The following is an 18,286-nucleotide window of genomic DNA, read 5'->3' as shown; positions in this document are numbered from 1 at the left end:
TCTATAGCCCCTTATGGCTGCTGCCAGAGAATGACAGCCGCCGTTACCAACAAGTTGACGAGCGTCAGCGGCAGGCACACTTTCCAGCCGAAGGACATTACCTGGTCATAACGCGGACGCGGTAACGCTGCGCGAATCAAAATGAACATCATCATGAAGAACGCGGTTTTCAGCGCGAACCAGATGAACGGCGGTAAGAACGGGCCATGCCAGCCACCGAAGAACAGCGTTACCATCAACGCGGAAATGGTGACGATACCGATGTACTCGCCCACGAAGAACAGACCGAATTTCATACCGGAATATTCGATGTGGTAACCGTCGGCCAGTTCCTGTTCGGCTTCTGGCTGGTCAAACGGGTGACGGTGACACACCGCCACGCCCGCGATAGCAAAGGTAATAAACCCAAAGAACTGCGGGATAACGTTCCAGATGTCGGCCTGGTTATTGACGATGTCGGTCATGTTGAATGAACCGGCCTGCGCCACCACGCCCATCAGGGAGAGCCCCAGGAACACTTCGTAGCTCAGCGTCTGCGCGGAAGCACGCATCGCACCCAGCAGCGAGTATTTGTTGTTACTGGACCAGCCTGCGAACAGCACCGCGTACACCGCGAGGCCTGCCATCATCAGGAAGAACAGAATGCCGATGTTCAGGTCAGCGACTACCCAGGTCGGGCTGACCGGAACGATAGCAAACGCCAGCAGCAGCGAGGTGAAGGCGATCATCGGTGCCAGAGTAAAGATCACGCGGTCCGAGAAGCGCGGGATCCAGTCCTCTTTAAAGAACATCTTGATCATGTCCGCGACCAGCTGGAGTGAACCACCCCAACCCACGCGGTTCGGTCCGTAACGGTTCTGGAACAGACCGAGCAGACGACGTTCACCAAAGCTCATGAACGCGCCGCAGGTGACCACCACCAGCAGGATAACAATCGCTTTCAGAATGCTCAGCAGGATGTCGATAAGATCCGGCGTTAACCAACTCATGCTTTTGCCTCCTGCAGATTATCAAGACGCGCACCCGCCAGAACCGGCGCGATGCCAGGCATACCCATCGGCAGACCCACCTGCCCTGCTGTCAGACCTTCGGAGATAATCAGCGGCAGGCTGATTGTCTGGCCGTCATAGCTAAAGGCGATGTTCGCGCCCGCGTTTACGCCAAGCTTCGCGGCATCCGCCGGGTTGAGCTTGATGTAAGGCTGCGGCATACGGGTCTGGAAGACATGCGAACGCTGAGACAGCTCGTCGCTACCGAACAGATGGTAGTACGGCGCGATACGCCAGCTGCCATCCTGCGCCTGGAAGCTCGCCGGTACGGAGGTGAAGAAGTCCAGACCGGTTTCGGAGGCTTCAATCAGACGCACGCCCGGATCGCCGTGACGCAGGGAGCCACCCACTTCAGCCTGGAACTTGTTCCATGCCTGCGGGGAGTTCCAGCCCGGCGCCCATGCGAATGGGATTTGCGAACGCGGCGCAGACGGCTGGTTGTTCCCTTCCATAGAGAAGGCGAACATGGTGTCTTTATCCTGCGGCTGGCGCGGTTCGTGCACGCTGATATTGGCGCGCATCGCGGTACGGCCGCTGTAACGGTGCGGTTCACGCGCCAGTTTCTGGCCGCGAATGCGGAAGCTGGCTTCAGGCGCGGCATCTTTAATGCCTGCCAGCTGAGGCAGTTTTTCGACTACCGCGTCGATAACGTGGTCGAGCTGCGTCCAGTCCACTTCACGGCTCTGCACGGTGCTGTGCAGGGAGTGCAGCCAGCGCCAGCTTTCCAGCATCACATTGTTGCTGTCGTAGTACGCCGGATCGTAAACCTGGAAGAAACGCTGGGCGCGACCTTCGTTGTTGATAACGGTACCGTCGCTTTCTGCGAAGCTTGCCGCAGAGAGCACCAGGTGCGCTTTGTCCATGATCGCGGTGCGCTGATGGTCAATGACCATCACCAGCGGCGCTTTGGAGAGCGCGGCGTCAACGCGAGCAGCAGAGGCGTGGCGATGCAGGTCGTTTTCCAGCACCACAACGGCGTCAGCGGCACCGGATTCCAGTTCGCTTAACGCTTCTTCCAGCGAGCCGCCGCCGATCATGCCCAGACCGATGCTGTTCACCGCACGGGCAATCATGGTCACACCGACGTCCGCACCGCGGCCTTTCAGGGCTTTGGCAACGTTGGCTGCCGCCTGAATGATATCCGCGCTGCCGGCGTTGGTACCGGAAATAATCAGCGGTTTTTTCGCACCTGCCAGGGCCTGAACAATCACGTCGACCTTGTTCTGCAGGTCGCGATCCAGCTCAACGGCCGGCGAGTTGCTGTCCAGCGCGTGGGCAATGGCAAAGCCGAGGCGCGCCTGATCTTCAACCGGCGCGCAGTAGGTCCACGCCGCGATATCGTCCAGACGGGTGTTGTCGACGTTCGTCACAAACAGAGGATGCTTCGCGCGCTGGCCGATGTTGAGGATCGCCGCAATCTGCCAGTCAGCCACTTTCTGCGCCGCTGCCATTTCACGTGCTTTCCCCTTCACCGCCTGACGAACCGCCAGAGCGGCGCGTGCGCCCGTCTGCGTCAGGTCTTCACCCAGCACCAGGACCGCATCATAAGATTCGATTTCGCGCAGCGCAGGGGTATGAATACCGCCTTCACGCAGCACTTTCAGTACCAGCTGCAGACGTTCCTGCTCGCCCTGAGCGATACCGGTATAGAAGTTTTCCGCGCCAACCAGCTCGCGCAGCGCAAAGTTGCTTTCGATGCTGGCACGCGGGGAGCCGATACCGATCACTTTCTTCGACTGGCGCAGAATATCTGCCGCGCCCTGCATCGCCTGCTCAGCGTTCAGGGTAATGAAGTCGTCGCCACGGCGCTGAACCGGCTGACGCGGACGGTCCTTCAGGTTCACATAGCCATAGCCGAAACGACCACGGTCGCAGAGGAAGTAGTGGTTAACGGTACCGTTGTAACGGTTTTCGATACGACGCAGCTCGCCGTAACGCTCACCCGGGCTGGTGTTACAGCCGAGGGAACACTGCTGGCAGATGCTTGGCGCAAACTGCATGTCCCATTTACGGTTGTAACGCTCGGAGTGGGTTTTATCGGTGAATACGCCTGTCGGGCAGATTTCTACCAGGTTACCGGAGAATTCGCTTTCCAGCACGCCGTCTTCCGGACGACCGAAGTAGACGTTATCGTGCGCGCCATACACGCCCAGATCCTGACCGTCTGCGTAGTCTTTGTAGTAACGCACGCAGCGGTAGCAGGCGATGCAGCGGTTCATTTCGTGAGAGATGAACGGCCCCAGGTCCTGATTACGGTGGGTACGCTTGGTAAAGCGATAGCGACGGAAGCTGTGGCCGGTCATCACGGTCATATCCTGAAGGTGGCAGTTACCGCCCTCTTCACAGACCGGACAGTCGTGCGGGTGGTTGGTCATCAACCATTCCACAACGCTTTCGCGGAACTGTTTAGCTTCTTCGTCATCAATCGAAATAAAAGTGCCTTCGGTGGCTGGCGTCATACAGGACATCACCAGGCGACCACGCGTGTCTTCCGCGTTTTGATATTGCTTCACCGCACACTGGCGGCAAGCACCGACGCTGCCCAGCGCCGGATGCCAGCAAAAGTACGGAATATCGAGGCCAAGAGACAGACAAGCTTCCAGCAGGTTGTCCGCCCCGTTGACTTCGTATTCTTTGCCGTCTACATGAATCGTAGCCATTAGCATGCTTCCAGTTGGCTCGGTCGAAACCGAGCGTTAATCAAAATTCTTGTCGTTACCAGCGCGCTTTAAGCAGGTTCGGCTGAATCCCATTGATAGCATGGGTATTGCTGAACGGCTGCTTGATGCCTGCTTCGAACTCGTCGCGGAAATATTTGATCGCGCTCTGCAGAGGTTCGACGGCACCCGGTGCGTGGGCACAGAAGGTTTTACCCGGGCCTAAGAATCGACACAGTTGCTCAAGCGTCTCGATATCCCCAGGCTGGCCTTCGCCACGTTCGATTGCACGCAGGATCTTCACGCTCCACGGCAGACCATCACGGCACGGTGTACACCAGCCGCAGGACTCGCGGGCGAAGAACTCTTCCAGGTTACGCACCAGCGAGACCATGCCGATCTCGTGGTCGACGGCCATCGCCAGCGCCGTACCCAGACGGCTGCCTGCTTTACCAATGCTTTCGAATTCCATTGGCAGATCAAGGTGGGCTTCGGTCAGGAAGTCTGTCCCTGCCCCACCCGGCTGCCAGGCTTTGAATTTCAGGCCATCGCGCATGCCGCCAGCGTAGTCTTCAAGAATTTCACGTGCGGTGGTACCGAACGGCAGTTCCCAGACGCCAGGATTTTTAACGCGACCAGAGAAGCCCATCAGCTTGGTACCGGCATCTTTACTTGAGGAGATGCCCTGATACCACTCCACGCCGTTGGCGAGGATAGCCGGAACGTTACACAGGGTTTCAACGTTGTTTACGCAGGTCGGTTTACCCCATACGCCGGAGCTTGCCGGGAACGGTGGCTTGGAACGCGGGTTCGCGCGGCGGCCTTCCAGGGAGTTAATCAGCGCGGTTTCTTCACCGCAGATATAACGCCCTGCGCCGGTGTGCACGAACAGTTCAAAGTCAAAGCCGGTACCCAGGATGTTTTTACCCAGCAGGCCCGCTTCGGTGGCTTCGGCAATCGCGCGACGCAGGTTTTCCGCCGCTTCAATGTACTCACCGCGCAGGAAGATGTAGCCACGGTACGCTTTCAGCGCAAACGCGGAGATCAGCATGCCTTCCACCAGCAGGTGCGGCAGCTGTTCCATCAGCAGGCGGTCTTTATAGGTGCCCGGCTCCATTTCATCGGCGTTACACAGCAGGTAACGGATGTTCATGGATTCGTCTTTCGGCATCAGGCTCCACTTCAGACCGGTGGAGAAGCCCGCACCGCCGCGCCCTTTCAGGCCGGAGTCTTTCACCGCATTAACGATGTCGTCCGGCGCCATGCCGCCAAGGGCTTTGCGCGCGCCGGCATAGCCGTTTTTGCTCTGGTATTCGTCGAGCCATACCGGCTGTTTGTCATCGCGCAGACGCCAGGTCAGCGGATGCGTCTCAGCAGTACGAATTACAGTTTTCATTTGTACTGCTCCAGCAGGTCAGGAATCGCTTCCGGCGTCAGATGGCTGTGAGTGTCCTCATCAATCATCATGGTCGGCCCCTTGTCGCAGTTACCCAGGCAGCAGGTTGGCAGCAGGGTAAAGCGTCCATCGAACGTGGTCTGGCCCGGCTTGATATTGAGCTTTTTCTCAATCGCAGCCTGAATGCCCTGATAACCGGTGATGTGGCAGACAACGCTGTCACAGTAGCGGATCACATGGCGGCCGACCGGCTGACGGAAGATCTGGCTGTAGAACGTGGCTACGCCTTCTACGTCACTTGCCGGAATACCCAGCACTTTCGCGATCTCATAGATCGCCCCATCCGGCACCCAACCACGCTGTTTCTGTACGATTTTCAGCGCTTCAATGGACGCCGCACGCGGGTCTTCGTAGTGGTGCATCTCGTGCTCAATGGCGGCACGTTCTGCTTCACTCAGCTCAAAAGCCTCGGTTTGTGGTTGTTGATTCTCGTGCATAATTAGCGGTCCACATCTGACATAACAAAATCGATACTACCCAGATACACAATCAGGTCGGAGACCAGACTGCCGCGGATGGCGGACGGGATCTGCTGCAGGTGCGCAAAGCTCGGCGTACGCACGCGGGTACGGTAGCTCATGGTGCTGCCGTCACTGGTCAGGTAGTAACTGTTAATACCCTTGGTCGCTTCAACCATCTGGAAGGATTCTTGCGCCGGCATGACCGGACCCCAGGAAACCTGCAGGAAGTGGGTGATCAGGGTTTCGATATGCTGCAGCGTGCGCTCTTTCGGTGGCGGCGTCGTCAGCGGGTGATCCGCCTTGAACGGGCCTTCCGGCATGTTGTTGAGGCACTGCTCAAGGATGCGCAGACTCTGGCGCAGCTCTTCCACTTTCAGCATCACGCGGGTGTAGCAGTCGGAAACACCGCCGCCCACCGGGACTTCAAAGTCGAAGTTCTCGTAGCCAGAGTAAGGACGGGCTTTACGCACGTCGAAATCAATACCGGTCGCACGCAGGCCTGCACCTGTCGTACCCCACTCCAGCGCTTCTTTCGCGCCGTAGGCAGCAACGCCCTGGGAACGGCCTTTCAGGATGGTGTTACGCAGCGCGGCTTTCTCGTATGACGCCAGACGTTTTGGCATCCAGTCGAGGAACTCACGCAGCAGACGGTCCCAGCCGCGCGGCAGATCGTGTGCCACGCCGCCGATACGGAACCATGCCGGGTGCATACGGAAACCGGTAATCGCTTCCACCAGATCGTAGATTTTCTGACGGTCGGTAAAGGCGAAGAAGACCGGAGTCATCGCGCCGACGTCCTGAATGAACGTGGAGATGTACAGCAGGTGGCTGTTGATACGGAACAGTTCTGACAGCATAACGCGAATCACGTTAACGCGATCCGGCGTAACGATACCCGCCAGTTTCTCAACGGCCAGCACGTATGGCATTTCGTTGACGCAGCCGCCGAGGTACTCGATACGGTCGGTATACGGAATGTAGCTGTGCCAGGATTGACGCTCGCCCATCTTCTCAGCACCACGGTGGTGGTAGCCGATGTCCGGAACGCAGTCGACAATCTCTTCGCCATCAAGCTGAAGGATAATACGGAATGCACCGTGCGCAGACGGGTGGTTTGGACCGAGGTTGAGGAACATGAAGTCCTCGTTGTCGGTACCGCGCTTCATGCCCCAGTCTTCCGGCTTGAAGGTCAGCGCTTCCATTTCCAGGTCCTGTTTGGCTTTGGTCAGCTCAAACGGATCGAATTCGGTTGCACGCGCAGGGTAGTCTTTACGCAGCGGGTGGCCGGTCCAGGTCTGCGGCATCATGATGCGCGTCAGATGCGGGTGGCCGTCGAAGGTCATGCCGAACATTTCCCAGGTTTCACGCTCATACCAGTTCGCGTTCGGGAAAAGTTTGGTGATCGTCGGCAGATGCATGTCGTTTTCAGACAATGCCACCTTGAGCATGATATCCGTATTACGGTCTATTGAGATCAGGTGGTAGAAAACGGAAAAATCCGCAGCAGGGAGACCCTGGCGGTGGGTACGCAGACGTTCATCCATGCCGTGTAAGTCAAACAGCATGACGTACGGTTTTGGCAATTTCTTGAGGAAATCGACAACTTCCAGCAATTGCTCACGCTTCACCCAAACAACGGGTACCCCGGTGCGGGTAGCCTGAACAGTAAAGGCATCCGGCCCAAAACGGTTGCGCAGTTCGCCAATGACTGGGTCATCCAGATGATCCCGGGTCTGCCAGGCGGCTTCTTGCGCGGTTAAGTCGGTCATATTGTTCACCATTGCAAATGGTCCGTGGTGACTGTTGAGCCTGGCTTCGCGCTATTTGAGTAGTGATATGCGAAGGTGTTCTCCAGGCCTACAGGCGCAAATTAAATTTCGTCAGGCGTACGCAGATTGGTGACGGCAATACGTTCACCACGTTTACGCTCGCGCTCAGACTGCATGTTCGCGCGATACACACCCTGATCGCCAACAACCCACGACAGTGGGCGACGTTCTTTACCGATAGATTCCTGCAGCAGCATCAGCGCCTGCATGTAGGCTTCCGGACGTGGCGGACAACCCGGGATGTACACATCCACTGGGATAAATTTATCTACGCCCTGCACGACGGAATAAATGTCGTACATACCGCCAGAGTTTGCACATGCGCCCATGGAGATAACCCATTTTGGCTCCAGCATCTGGTCATACAGACGCTGAATAACAGGTGCCATCTTGGTAAAGCACGTACCGGCTACCACCATCAGGTCAGCCTGACGCGGGGAAGCACGGAGTACCTCGGCCCCAAAACGCGCAACGTCATGCACCGCAGTGAATGACGTCACCATTTCAACGTAGCAGCAAGAAAGGCCAAAGTTGTAAGGCCAGATGGAGTTCTTACGACCCCAGTTGACCATATCGTGCATGGCATGTTCGAGCTTGCCCATGTACACGCTTTTATTGACTTCTTGCTCCAGGGGGTCGGTTACGATCTCCTGTTTTTGCAGGGGGTAACGGTCATTCTCACCGTTAGGATCTATGCGGGTGAGCGTATAATCCATCTTATTGCCTCGCTGTTACTGCTGACGATTAGAGATACTGTTTTCCGGGTTGATGTGTTCACGACGTGAACGCGCAGGCGTCCAGTCAAGCGCGCCAATACGCACCAGATAAACCAGACCGGCCAGTAGCACTAAAATGAAAATTGCGGCCTCGACAAAGCCCACCCAACCACTTTCGCGGATGGACGTTGACCATGCGAAAAGGTAAAGCGCTTCCACGTCGAAGATGACGAAGAACATGGCTACCAGATAGAACTTGGCAGACAGGCGTAAGCGAGCGGAACCTACTGAATCAATACCTGATTCGAAAGGTGTGTTTTTGTGCCTTGCACGGGCGCGACCGCCCAGGAACCAGCCGCCGACTAACATCAGGCAGCACAGGCCAATGGCTACAATAAGAAAGATTGCGAATGCCCAGTGATGAGCGATGACTTCTGTGGATGTTGACATACTCATTGCTTACTCATCAAAAGTGATACCAACGACACTGCTCTTGCTGGCAGATGGGCATCACATCGATTCATGGGGAGGAACAAATAACCTTACACTAACTGTCGGAAATGAGACGTAGACAGCAAAATGATGGGGTTTTTTACTCCTTTCTATAACCTATTGTCAACTTTAACAAAGGTTTCTTCACATTAAATTACATCGAGCGATTCTCATTAACATTTGGTGCCCTTTAACCCTGGTGGGTGCATGACTTTCCGTCAAATGTATGTTGTTGAATCGTGTCCGTTTCGGAAGTAAAAAAAATAACCCTCCTATTTTGACAGGATTTGCCAACGATTCCTCCCCCCAAATAGGAGTATTTTCTTGATCTGCGACACGCTTTTGTTAATTCAACATGGAAAACGGCAACATATTTCCTGTTTTTTTAACATGAGAGGGATATGGGCGAAGTTAGAACGGAAAACGGACAAGTTTTAAGCAAAAGTATTCAGCTTATTGATAAATAAGAGAGTATCCTGAAAACCCTTGCGCCATAAGCGGGTATTATTGCGTAAAAAAGCCACTGCATGTGAAAATCACACGAGTGGCTGTTTTTTACACTTACATTTTGTTACCAGAATATTGAGCTATCGATCACTCAAAATCCCCTTCGACGATCAGGGAGTCATCCCCCCCTTCGGAGGTAACACGCTCGAATTGCCACGGGTTATGGTAGTTTTCCATCGCCTCGAACACCACTTTGGCCAACTCATTATGGCTGGACGAATTGTGGCAGAGCAGATACTCCGTATCCGGCAGCGCAGGAAGACCGTCGGATTTCCCCAGGACGCGCAGATCGGGGCTCATCATCTCTACCGGACGGGCCGTTACGCCCAGACCGGCCTTCACGGCGGCACGAACCGCTGGCAGCGTGGAAGCCACATACGCCAGACGCCACGGAATGTTGGCCTCATTCAGCGCCGTGAGCACCATATCGCGGAACGGGCTCGGGTCATCCAGCAAGACCAGCGGAACCGGCTCCCCTTTTTGCAGCACGTACTCGGCTGCGCAATACCAGTGCGTAGGTGATGTGCGCAGCGTCAGGCAATCAAACTGCCCGGGACGATGCGTCGTCACCACAAGGTCGACTTTGTGCTCATTTAACATCTCAACCATAAAGGCATTACGTTTTACGCTAACGTCCAGCGCAAGCTTCGGATAAACCGAACTAATACGGTTGAGAAGAAACGGCAATATAGTATCCGCTGACTCATCAGATGCGCCTAACGTTAGCACCCCTTGAAGGTTGCTAAACATTAATGACATACATGCTTCATCATTAAAGCGAAGAATTTTCCTGGCATAACCCAGTAGCTGAATACCGTGTTCCGTTAAGAGCTTATTACGCCCGTGACGTGCAAAAAGCTCTTTACCAACCAGTTGCTCCAGCCGCTGCATTTGCTGGCTAACGGCGGACTGAGTTCGGCAAACGGCGGCAGCAGCTGCTGCAAAAGTGTTGAGATCGGCGACCGCAACAAACGTTCTCAGCAGATCGAGGTCGAGATTCATTATCGGACGATTTGCATTTATCATATCTATTCACTTTCAGGTTGCTCGTGCGGAGCTGCCCGGGTTGAAGCTGTGTGTAACAGTTAAGCAATTCCCTCTGAAGGTTTTCCCTCGCATCCCGGCCCGGCAGACTGCCTGACAGATAGTTATTGTGCTGCTTTATATCAACAGTCAGAAAGCACGTTTCATGACGTTATTTTTATTCTCTTAAACGTTCAGGATATTTAGATGTTCGCAGGTTTATGTAAATTACATTAAAGGTATAACACCTTTTCTGCCATCTTTATCGCAGCGCTGTCAACGTAGCAGGAGATGTGCGACACATTCCAGCCAGAGATAACTCCAACAATAACAATCAATTAATTCGAAAAGTCAGTGCCAGATATACAAAATTCTTGCATCTGTCCTCTGCTTTCCTGAAAGACATCTTAACCCAAATCCACTTTATTTATAAGTCTTATTGCAATATTGAGGATTAAAGAAGAATGTTAAGCTTCTAAACTAATTTTATTAAAATTAACTAAAGTTGCATTTTATAGGTTAATAATAAATAAATTTTAATTTAGATTAAGACCATTCATTAATGGCACTTAACATTAATTTTACATGAGTAACTTTTAGCCACATTATGCTTTTACAGGAACATGTATCAAGCATTCAGGTTTTACGAAAAGTCACGCAGGGTGATTGCTACCATTGTCAGGTTCACCACTTATTTTTACCAGCACAATATACAGAATTCTGTCAAATGAATAGCACATTTAACCTATCATCGTGCCATGCGCACAACTTTAAGACAGTAAAAAAGCTAACGCACAGCGAAAAAGATTTATCAAAATTTTGCTCCCAGCACAAAATCTTCTACTGCACACCCTTCAAAACGAAGCGAGGGGGGAGTACATTATTCCGTGCTGACTTCCACGGCAGGGAGCGGCAATAATAGCGAAAAGGTTAAAGGTTCATGTCCCCTATCGAAAAATCCAGCAAGCTAGATAACGTCTGTTATGACATCCGCGGCCCGGTTCTGAAAGAGGCAAAACGCCTTGAAGAGGAAGGCAACAAGGTTCTGAAACTCAACATTGGTAACCCTGCGCCATTTGGTTTTGAAGCGCCGGATGAAATTCTGGTTGATGTGATCCGCAACCTTCCTACTGCACAAGGCTATTGCGATTCAAAAGGACTTTACTCCGCACGTAAAGCCATCATGCAGCACTACCAGGCACGCGGTATGCGTGATGTTACCGTTGAAGATATCTATATCGGCAATGGCGTTTCCGAACTGATCGTGCAGGCGATGCAGGCGCTGCTGAACAGCGGGGACGAAATGCTGGTTCCCGCGCCGGACTATCCGCTGTGGACGGCTGCCGTATCACTGTCGAGCGGGAAAGCCGTGCACTATCTGTGCGACGAGTCCTCCGACTGGTTCCCGGACCTCGATGATATTCGCGCAAAAATCACGCCCCGCACGCGCGGCATCGTGATCATTAACCCGAACAACCCAACGGGCGCGGTGTACTCAAAAGAGCTGCTGATGGAGATCGTCGAGCTCGCCCGCCAGCACAACCTGATCATCTTTGCCGACGAAATCTACGACAAGATCCTGTACGACGCGGCACAGCATCACTCAATCGCCGCGCTGGCCCCGGATCTGCTGACCGTCACCTTTAACGGCCTGTCTAAAACCTACCGCGTGGCCGGTTTCCGTCAGGGCTGGATGGTACTGAACGGCCCGAAAAAGCACGCCAAAGGCTATATCGAAGGGCTGGAGATGCTGGCCTCGATGCGTTTATGTGCCAACGTTCCGGCGCAGCACGCGATCCAGACGGCGCTCGGCGGCTATCAGAGCATTAGCGAGTTCATCGTTCCCGGTGGTCGCCTGTATGAACAGCGCAACCGCGCGTGGGAGCTGATCAACGATATCCCTGGCGTTTCCTGCGTGAAGCCGAATGGGGCGCTGTATATGTTCCCGAAAATTGACGCGAAGCGCTTCAATATTCATGACGACCAGAAAATGGTGCTGGATTTCCTGCTTCAGGAAAAAGTGCTGCTGGTTCAGGGGACGGCGTTTAACTGGCCGTGGCCGGATCACGTGCGTATCGTGACGCTGCCGCGCGAAGATGATCTCGAAATGGCCATCAGCCGCTTCGGGCGCTTCCTCTCCGGATACCATCAGTAATCTTAAAATCAGGCTACTTCGGTAGCCTGATTTGCATCTTCCCTCCCTTCCCCGCACAATGAACGCCTGTCGCAGTGAAGACAAAAGGTAACCTATGAGTCAGAGTCATTTCTTCGCCCACCTCTCCCGCCTGAAACTCATCAACCGCTGGCCGCTGATGCGTAATGTCCGCACGGAAAATGTCTCAGAGCACAGTCTGCAGGTTGCGATGGTCGCTCACGCGCTGGCCGCCATTAAAAACCGCAAATTCAACGGTCAGGTCAATCCAGAGCGCATCGCCCTGCTGGCGATGTACCACGATGCGTCAGAAGTGCTGACCGGCGATCTGCCCACGCCGGTGAAATATTTCAACTCGCAAATTGCGCAGGAATATAAGGCCATCGAGAAAATTGCCCAGCAGAAGCTGATTGACATGGTGCCGGATGAGTTGCGCGACATTTTTGAGCCGCTCATCGATGAGCATCAGTACACGGAAGATGAAAAGTCTCTGGTCAAGCAGGCCGACGCGCTCTGCGCCTACCTGAAGTGTCTGGAAGAGCTGTCCGCGGGGAATAACGAATTTTTACTGGCGAAAACGCGTCTGGAAAAAACGCTGGAATCCCGCCGCAGCGAAGAGATGGACTATTTTATGCAGGTGTTTGTGCCAAGCTTCCATCTGTCGCTGGATGAGATTAGCCAGGATTCACCGTTGTAATCTGTTTGCCCAGCGGCGCTGCGTTTGCGGGGCCTGCGGGTTACAGGCCGGGTAAGGCGCAGCCGCCACCCGGCAAAATTATCAGAACGGGAACAGGACCGGTATCAACACCACGCACACCACCATCACCAGCACGGTGAACGGCACGCCCAGCTTCACGAAATCACTGAACTTATAATGCCCGGGCCCCAGCACCAGCGTATTCACCGGTGAAGAGACTGGCGTCATAAATGCCGCGGAGGCCGCCATTGCGACCATCATCGCAAAGGGATACGGCGACACGCCCATGGATTTGGCCATCGCCAGCGCAATCGGCGCCATCAGTACCGCCGTCGCGGTATTGGAGATAAACAGACCGATGGTGGCGCACATGATAAACAGACAGACCATCATCATGTACGGCCCATACCCGCCGCCAACGTCCATTAAGCCTTTAACAATCAGATCCACCCCGCCGGTTTTTTGCAGCGCCAGGGCAAAAGGCATCATCCCGACAATGAGGATAATGCTCGGCCAGTGAATGGCTTTATAGGCGCTTTCGGCGTCAATGCAGCGGAATTTGCCCATCAGCAGGCAGGCGATGATTGCCGCGACCGGATTGGGAATTTCATCGGTCAGCATCAGCGCCACCATCAGCACCAGACAAAAAATCGCGTGGGGCGCCTGGCTGTGCGCAGGCGACGCGTCGTTCTCCTCGACAGGCATGTTGAGTACCACAAAATCGCGCCCTTTTTGCCCAAGCTGGCTAATTAGCTTCCAGTTACCAACAACAAGGAAGATATCGCCCAGCAGGATCGGCTCATCCACCACCGCCCCTTCCATCGCCACGCCATCGCGCTTCAGCCCCACGACATTCAGGCCATAACGGGTTCGGAACCCCATTTCCCGCACGGTTTTACCCAGCAGTTCCGATTCCGGGATCAGCGATACTTCGGCCATGCCGACATCCAGCGCCTGATCGGAGAAATAATCCCCGCGCAGCACCATCGGTTCCAGCAGCTGTTCGCTGCAAAACTCGCGCAGATCCACGTCCGCGGTGGACATATCAATCAGCAGGACGTCCCGCGCGCGGAACTCCGACACCCCGTTGACGTTGACGATCACCCGACGAAAACGACGCCAGCGCTCTACGCCAATCACGTTCGCGCCATAGCGCTCACGCAGCTTCAGGTCGTCAAGACGCTGTCCCACCATCGGCGAGCCGGGGCGAATAGCCAGACGGCGCGCGCGCCCGGTGAGACGGTACTCTTTAATCAGATCGCGGAAGGTGCGTCGCTTCCACCCTTCTTTATTTTTGTCCTGTTTTTCACCTTTCAGGGCAAACCGGGTCAGCAGCATGTAGACCACGCCCATCACCAGAATGACCAGCCCAAGCGGGGTGACGCTGAAAAAACTGAAGCCCTGGAATCCTTCCCGGATCAGCTCGCTGTTGACGACCAGGTTCGGCGGCGTTGCCACCAGCGTCATCATGCCGCTAATCAAACCGGCAAAACTCAGGGGCATCATCAGGCGCGACGGCGAGATCTGCATCCGCATGGAGACGCTCAGCACCACCGGGATAAAGATGGCGACCACGCCCGTTGAGCTCATAAACGCTCCCAGCCCGGCGACGGTCACCATCAGGTAGATCAGCATTTTGGTTTCGCTGCTGCCCGCCACCTTCACCAGCCACGACCCCATAATGGTCGCCACGCCGGTACGCACCAGCCCATCACCAATAATAAACAGGGCGGCAATCAGGATAACGTTAGGATCGCTAAACCCGGAGAAGGCTTCCGGCAGCGTGAGCGTACCGCTCAGCACAAACGCGACGATGACAAACAAGGCGACGGCGTCCATGCGTACCTTGCCCGTTGCAAAAAGAAGGATGGCGATTAAAAGCAGGCTCAGGACCCAAATCAGTTCACCGTTCACAACATGTCCTTGTCAGTGGGAGATGAGGAATTTTGCCATAAAAAAGCCCCAGCAATGTGGGGCTATATCATGTGATTACATTTTTAGCGAGACGGTTACAACCCCGTCAGAGGCTTTCGAAACAGCCAGCGCCGTCAGCGAATCCAGCACAAAGTCTGCCTCCTCCAGGCGGGGAGATCTCGCCGGAACATTCACCGCGATAACGTGGCTTCCGGCGTTCAGCCCGGCCAGTACGCCAGCGGCCGCGTCTTCCACCACCACGCACTCTTCAGGCTCGAGGCCCAGCAGTTCAGCGCCCAGTAAAAACGCGTCGGGCTCCGGTTTACCGCGCTTTACGCGCTCCGCCGTGATAAACACTTCTGGCGTCGGCAGACCTGCCGCCTTGTGACGGGCGTGGGCGACGGGAATGGAGCCTGAGGTAACGATAGCCCATGGGATCTGCGCCTCGTTCAGATGCTCAAGCAGCTCGCGCGCGCCCGGTAAGGCGGTGATGCCGTCCGTATCCGTGGCTTCAATATGTTCCAGGTATTTGAACTCCGCCTGAATTTCGTCCTCAGAGCGTCCGGCCAGGAAGTGCCGTAGCGAGGTGATGGCCTGTTTGCCATGGATAAAATTCAGCACGTCCTGATGGTCGATGCCATGTCTGTCAGCCCAATGGCACCAGGAACGCTCCACAACCGGCAGCGAATCCACCAGCGTACCGTCCAGATCAAACAGAAAACCTCTACACTGCACACGCACCTCCGTCAGGCATTAATGATTTGTTGAATTTCGTTGCTGCTTAAATGGTACTGGCGCGGGCAGGCGTGCCACGCGCTTAGCATTCGCTGATATTTATCCCACATTGGGGTCTGCGCGTTGAAGCCGTGGGTGCCCGCGTCAAAGTGGGTATAGCGCCCTTCTGTATTCACCATAAAGCGAACATAGCTCAGATAACGCGCTTCCGTTGCGGCATCAAAGCCTAAGAAGGTCACGCGGCGCTCGTCAATGGACTGCTGATCTTTGAGATTCGTCCAGGACACGTGCAGGGCGTGATACATCTCCATAATGTCGATCACGATGCGACAGGTTTCTTCTTTCAGCTCGCCAAACTCGCGGTCCAGTTCGCGCATTTGCAAACCAAAACCGCGTTCAACGATGGTTTGCAGGCGGCTGTAGCGCGCAGCGTTATCGGGATCAAGCATAGTCATCATCTTGTACTGGTTGGACAAAATCAGACGTTGAGCATGGGTCATTTCCATCTTTCGACTCCTGTAGCGCATTGCACTTTAAAAAAAAGACACGGTAACTGATTGTTACTGTGCCTTCTTTTCGTCGTCGTTTCGATGATCAATCACAAATCATCGAGGAATGTTTTATCCAGTTGCTTAAAAGCGCGCTTTAACGTGTCCGCCAGCGCCTGGTAGTCCGGCTTGCCTTCGACCGGGGCGAGCGCCTGTCCGGCCTCCTCCAGTTTTCCGCGCACTTCATAAAACCAGTGTAAAATAGAAGGGGGAAGCGGAGTGATGGACCGTTTACCTAACCACCACAGGCCCTGCATTGGCAGGCTTAACGCGAAGAGCGCCGTCGCGACTGAAGGACCAAGCTGCCCGCCCAACGCAATCTGCCAGCACAGCGTAAAGACAGCGACAGGCGGCATAAAGCGAATCGCATAGCGCGTGGCGCGAATGGTGCGATTCTCAATGAACATCGGCGCAAGGCGCTTTTCCATCGGCCACGTCTTTGCGTAATGCTGTCCCCGACGAAACAGACTAAAGAAATTTACGGACGGGTTCTCTGGTGTCGACATGGCTGTACCTCAACTTCACATATAAAAATTAAAATTTTCGTGCAAAACCACAACAAGCTATGACAACGTTCAAAATATTTTGTCATCACTACCCCGTATCGGGTATCCTGTGCCAGCCTGATAGGGCCATAGACGAGAATCATTAACTCGTCAAATTATTGCACATTATGCCATTGGCTGAAAATTGTGCAAAATGGCATAAAATCATAGTTATTTCTTCCATCATGCCACAATGTTCGTTTGGCATGATGTTAATCATAAATGTCTGAGTCCTCATGCGTTACGCTGTTAGACTCACTGACGTTTTTTTAGCCACGTATCAATAATAGGTACTTCCATGTCGAGTAAGTTAGTACTGGTTCTGAACTGCGGTAGCTCCTCACTGAAATTCGCCATCATCGATGCGCTCAACGGTGACGAATACCTCTCTGGTTTGGCCGAATGTTTCCATCTGCCTGAAGCACGTATCAAGTGGAAGATGGACGGCAGCAAACAAGAAGCGGCTTTAGGTGCAGGCGCCGCTCACAGTGAAGCGCTGAACTTTATCGTTAACACTATTCTGGCACAAAAACCAGAACTGTCTGCTCAGCTGACTGCGATTGGTCACCGTATCGTCCACGGCGGCGAAAAATACACCAGCTCCGTCGTGATCGACGAATCTGTGATCCAGGGCATCAAGGACTCTGCGTCCTTCGCACCGCTGCACAACCCGGCTCACCTGATCGGTATCGCTGAAGCGCTGAAATCCTTCCCGAATCTGAAAGACAAAAACGTGGCCGTATTCGACACCGCGTTCCATCAGACCATGCCGGAAGAGTCTTACCTCTATGCCCTGCCATACAGCCTGTACAAAGAACACGGCGTACGTCGCTACGGCGCGCACGGCACCAGCCACTTCTATGTAACTCAGGAAGCCGCAAAAGTTCTGAACAAGCCGGTTGAAGAACTGAACATCATCACCTGCCACCTGGGCAACGGTGGTTCTGTTTCTGCTATCCGCAACGGTAAATGTGTTGATACTTCCATGGGTCTGACCCCGCTGGAAGGTCTGGTGATGGGTACCCGTTCCGGTGACATCGACCCGGCGATCATCTTCCACCTGCACGACACCCTGGGCATGAGCGTTGACCAGATCAACAAAATGCTGACCAAAGAGTCCGGCCTGCTGGGTCTGACCGAAGTCACCAGCGACTGCCGTTACGTTGAAGACAACTACGCAGAGAAAGAAGACGCTAAACGTGCAATGGACGTTTACTGCCACCGTCTGGCGAAGTACATCGGCTCTTACACTGCGCTGATGGACGGTCGTCTGGACGCGGTTATCTTCACCGGTGGTATCGGTGAGAACGCGGCAATGGTTCGTGAACTGTCCCTGGGCAAACTGGGCGTTCTGGGCTTCGACGTTGATCACGAGCGTAACCTGGCTGCCCGCTTCGGCAAGTCTGGCTTCATCAACAAAGAAGGCACCCGCCCTGCTCTCGTTATCCCAACTAACGAAGAACTGGTCATTGCGCAAGACGCGCACCGCCTGACTGCCTGATTCC

Annotated in this window: 15 protein-coding genes; 3 read left to right on the top strand and 12 right to left on the bottom strand. The window is 54.4% G+C overall.

Annotation, left to right across the window (positions count from 1 at the left end; translation table 11 throughout):
* Nucleotides 1–11: 11 nt before the first annotated feature.
* The 8 genes from nuoH to lrhA form a co-directional block, all read right to left on the bottom strand.
* Nucleotides 12–989 (bottom strand): NADH-quinone oxidoreductase subunit NuoH, encoded by a 978-nt coding sequence (gene nuoH, locus FOY96_RS06270; RefSeq protein WP_008500211.1) that lies wholly within the window; start codon nt 987–989, stop codon nt 12–14.
* Nucleotides 986–3,709, bottom strand: coding sequence for an NADH-quinone oxidoreductase subunit NuoG (gene nuoG / locus FOY96_RS06265; protein WP_143346665.1), 2,724 nt, complete (start codon nt 3,707–3,709; stop codon nt 986–988). Before nuoG ends, nuoH begins: the two co-directional genes overlap by 4 nt.
* Before the next feature lie 55 nt (nt 3,710–3,764).
* The gene (gene nuoF / locus FOY96_RS06260) at nt 3,765–5,102 is read right to left on the bottom strand and encodes an NADH-quinone oxidoreductase subunit NuoF (protein ID WP_023312536.1); all 1,338 of its coding nucleotides are present in this window, start codon (nt 5,100–5,102) and stop codon (nt 3,765–3,767) included.
* Entirely contained in the window at nt 5,099–5,599 is a 501-nt protein-coding gene (gene nuoE / locus FOY96_RS06255) for an NADH-quinone oxidoreductase subunit NuoE (protein WP_006176513.1), read from the bottom strand. Before nuoE ends, nuoF begins: the two co-directional genes overlap by 4 nt.
* 2 nt (nt 5,600–5,601) lie before the next feature.
* Nucleotides 5,602–7,404: an NADH-quinone oxidoreductase subunit C/D gene (nuoC, locus tag FOY96_RS06250; protein ID WP_143346664.1), complete on the bottom strand. Its 1,803-nt coding sequence runs from the start codon at nt 7,402–7,404 to the stop codon at nt 5,602–5,604.
* 89 nt (nt 7,405–7,493) lie between these two features.
* The gene (gene nuoB / locus FOY96_RS06245; RefSeq protein ID WP_003861482.1) at nt 7,494–8,168 is read right to left on the bottom strand and encodes an NADH-quinone oxidoreductase subunit NuoB; all 675 of its coding nucleotides are present in this window, start codon (nt 8,166–8,168) and stop codon (nt 7,494–7,496) included.
* Between the two features lie 15 nt (nt 8,169–8,183).
* Nucleotides 8,184–8,624, bottom strand: coding sequence for an NADH-quinone oxidoreductase subunit NuoA (nuoA, locus tag FOY96_RS06240; protein ID WP_014171000.1), 441 nt, complete (start codon nt 8,622–8,624; stop codon nt 8,184–8,186).
* A gap of 630 nt (nt 8,625–9,254) precedes the next feature.
* Complete coding sequence (lrhA, locus tag FOY96_RS06235; RefSeq protein ID WP_029741933.1) at nt 9,255–10,193, bottom strand: transcriptional regulator LrhA; 939 nt, start codon at nt 10,191–10,193, stop codon at nt 9,255–9,257.
* Between the two features lie 937 nt (nt 10,194–11,130).
* On the opposite strand from lrhA, the gene alaA reads away from it, so the two are divergent.
* Complete coding sequence (gene alaA / locus FOY96_RS06230) at nt 11,131–12,345, top strand: alanine transaminase AlaA (RefSeq protein ID WP_008500204.1); 1,215 nt, start codon at nt 11,131–11,133, stop codon at nt 12,343–12,345.
* Nucleotides 12,346–12,439: 94 nt separating this feature from the next.
* Nucleotides 12,440–13,039, top strand: a complete 600-nt coding sequence (yfbR, locus tag FOY96_RS06225; RefSeq protein ID WP_023312539.1) for a 5'-deoxynucleotidase — start codon at nt 12,440–12,442, stop codon at nt 13,037–13,039.
* Between the two features lie 81 nt (nt 13,040–13,120).
* Here the strand turns inward: yfbR and FOY96_RS06220 are convergent, their stop codons facing one another.
* The 4 genes from FOY96_RS06220 to yfbV form a co-directional block, all read right to left on the bottom strand.
* Nucleotides 13,121–14,953, bottom strand: coding sequence for an SLC13 family permease (locus tag FOY96_RS06220; protein ID WP_143346663.1), 1,833 nt, complete (start codon nt 14,951–14,953; stop codon nt 13,121–13,123).
* 75 nt (nt 14,954–15,028) lie between these two features.
* Nucleotides 15,029–15,688: a sugar phosphatase gene (locus tag FOY96_RS06215; protein WP_143346662.1), complete on the bottom strand. Its 660-nt coding sequence runs from the start codon at nt 15,686–15,688 to the stop codon at nt 15,029–15,031.
* Nucleotides 15,689–15,699: 11 nt separating this feature from the next.
* Nucleotides 15,700–16,194 carry a YfbU family protein gene (locus FOY96_RS06210; RefSeq protein WP_008502874.1) on the bottom strand — a complete coding sequence of 165 codons (495 nt, stop codon included), beginning with the start codon at nt 16,192–16,194 and terminating at the stop codon, nt 15,700–15,702.
* Nucleotides 16,195–16,286: 92 nt separating this feature from the next.
* Nucleotides 16,287–16,742: a terminus macrodomain insulation protein YfbV gene (yfbV, locus tag FOY96_RS06205; RefSeq protein ID WP_143346661.1), complete on the bottom strand. Its 456-nt coding sequence runs from the start codon at nt 16,740–16,742 to the stop codon at nt 16,287–16,289.
* A 337-nt stretch (nt 16,743–17,079) separates the two neighbouring features.
* Here yfbV and ackA point away from each other — a divergent pair, with 337 nt between their 5' ends.
* Nucleotides 17,080–18,282 carry an acetate kinase gene (gene ackA / locus FOY96_RS06200; RefSeq protein WP_033146081.1) on the top strand — a complete coding sequence of 401 codons (1,203 nt, stop codon included), beginning with the start codon at nt 17,080–17,082 and terminating at the stop codon, nt 18,280–18,282.
* Nucleotides 18,283–18,286: the final 4 nt, after the last annotated feature.

The organism is Enterobacter asburiae (assembly GCF_007035645.1).
GTDB classification, from domain to species: Bacteria; Pseudomonadota; Gammaproteobacteria; order Enterobacterales; family Enterobacteriaceae; genus Enterobacter; species Enterobacter asburiae_B.
The sequence above is the reverse complement of the archived record's forward strand: the minus strand, read 5'-3'. Positions and strand labels throughout refer to the sequence as shown.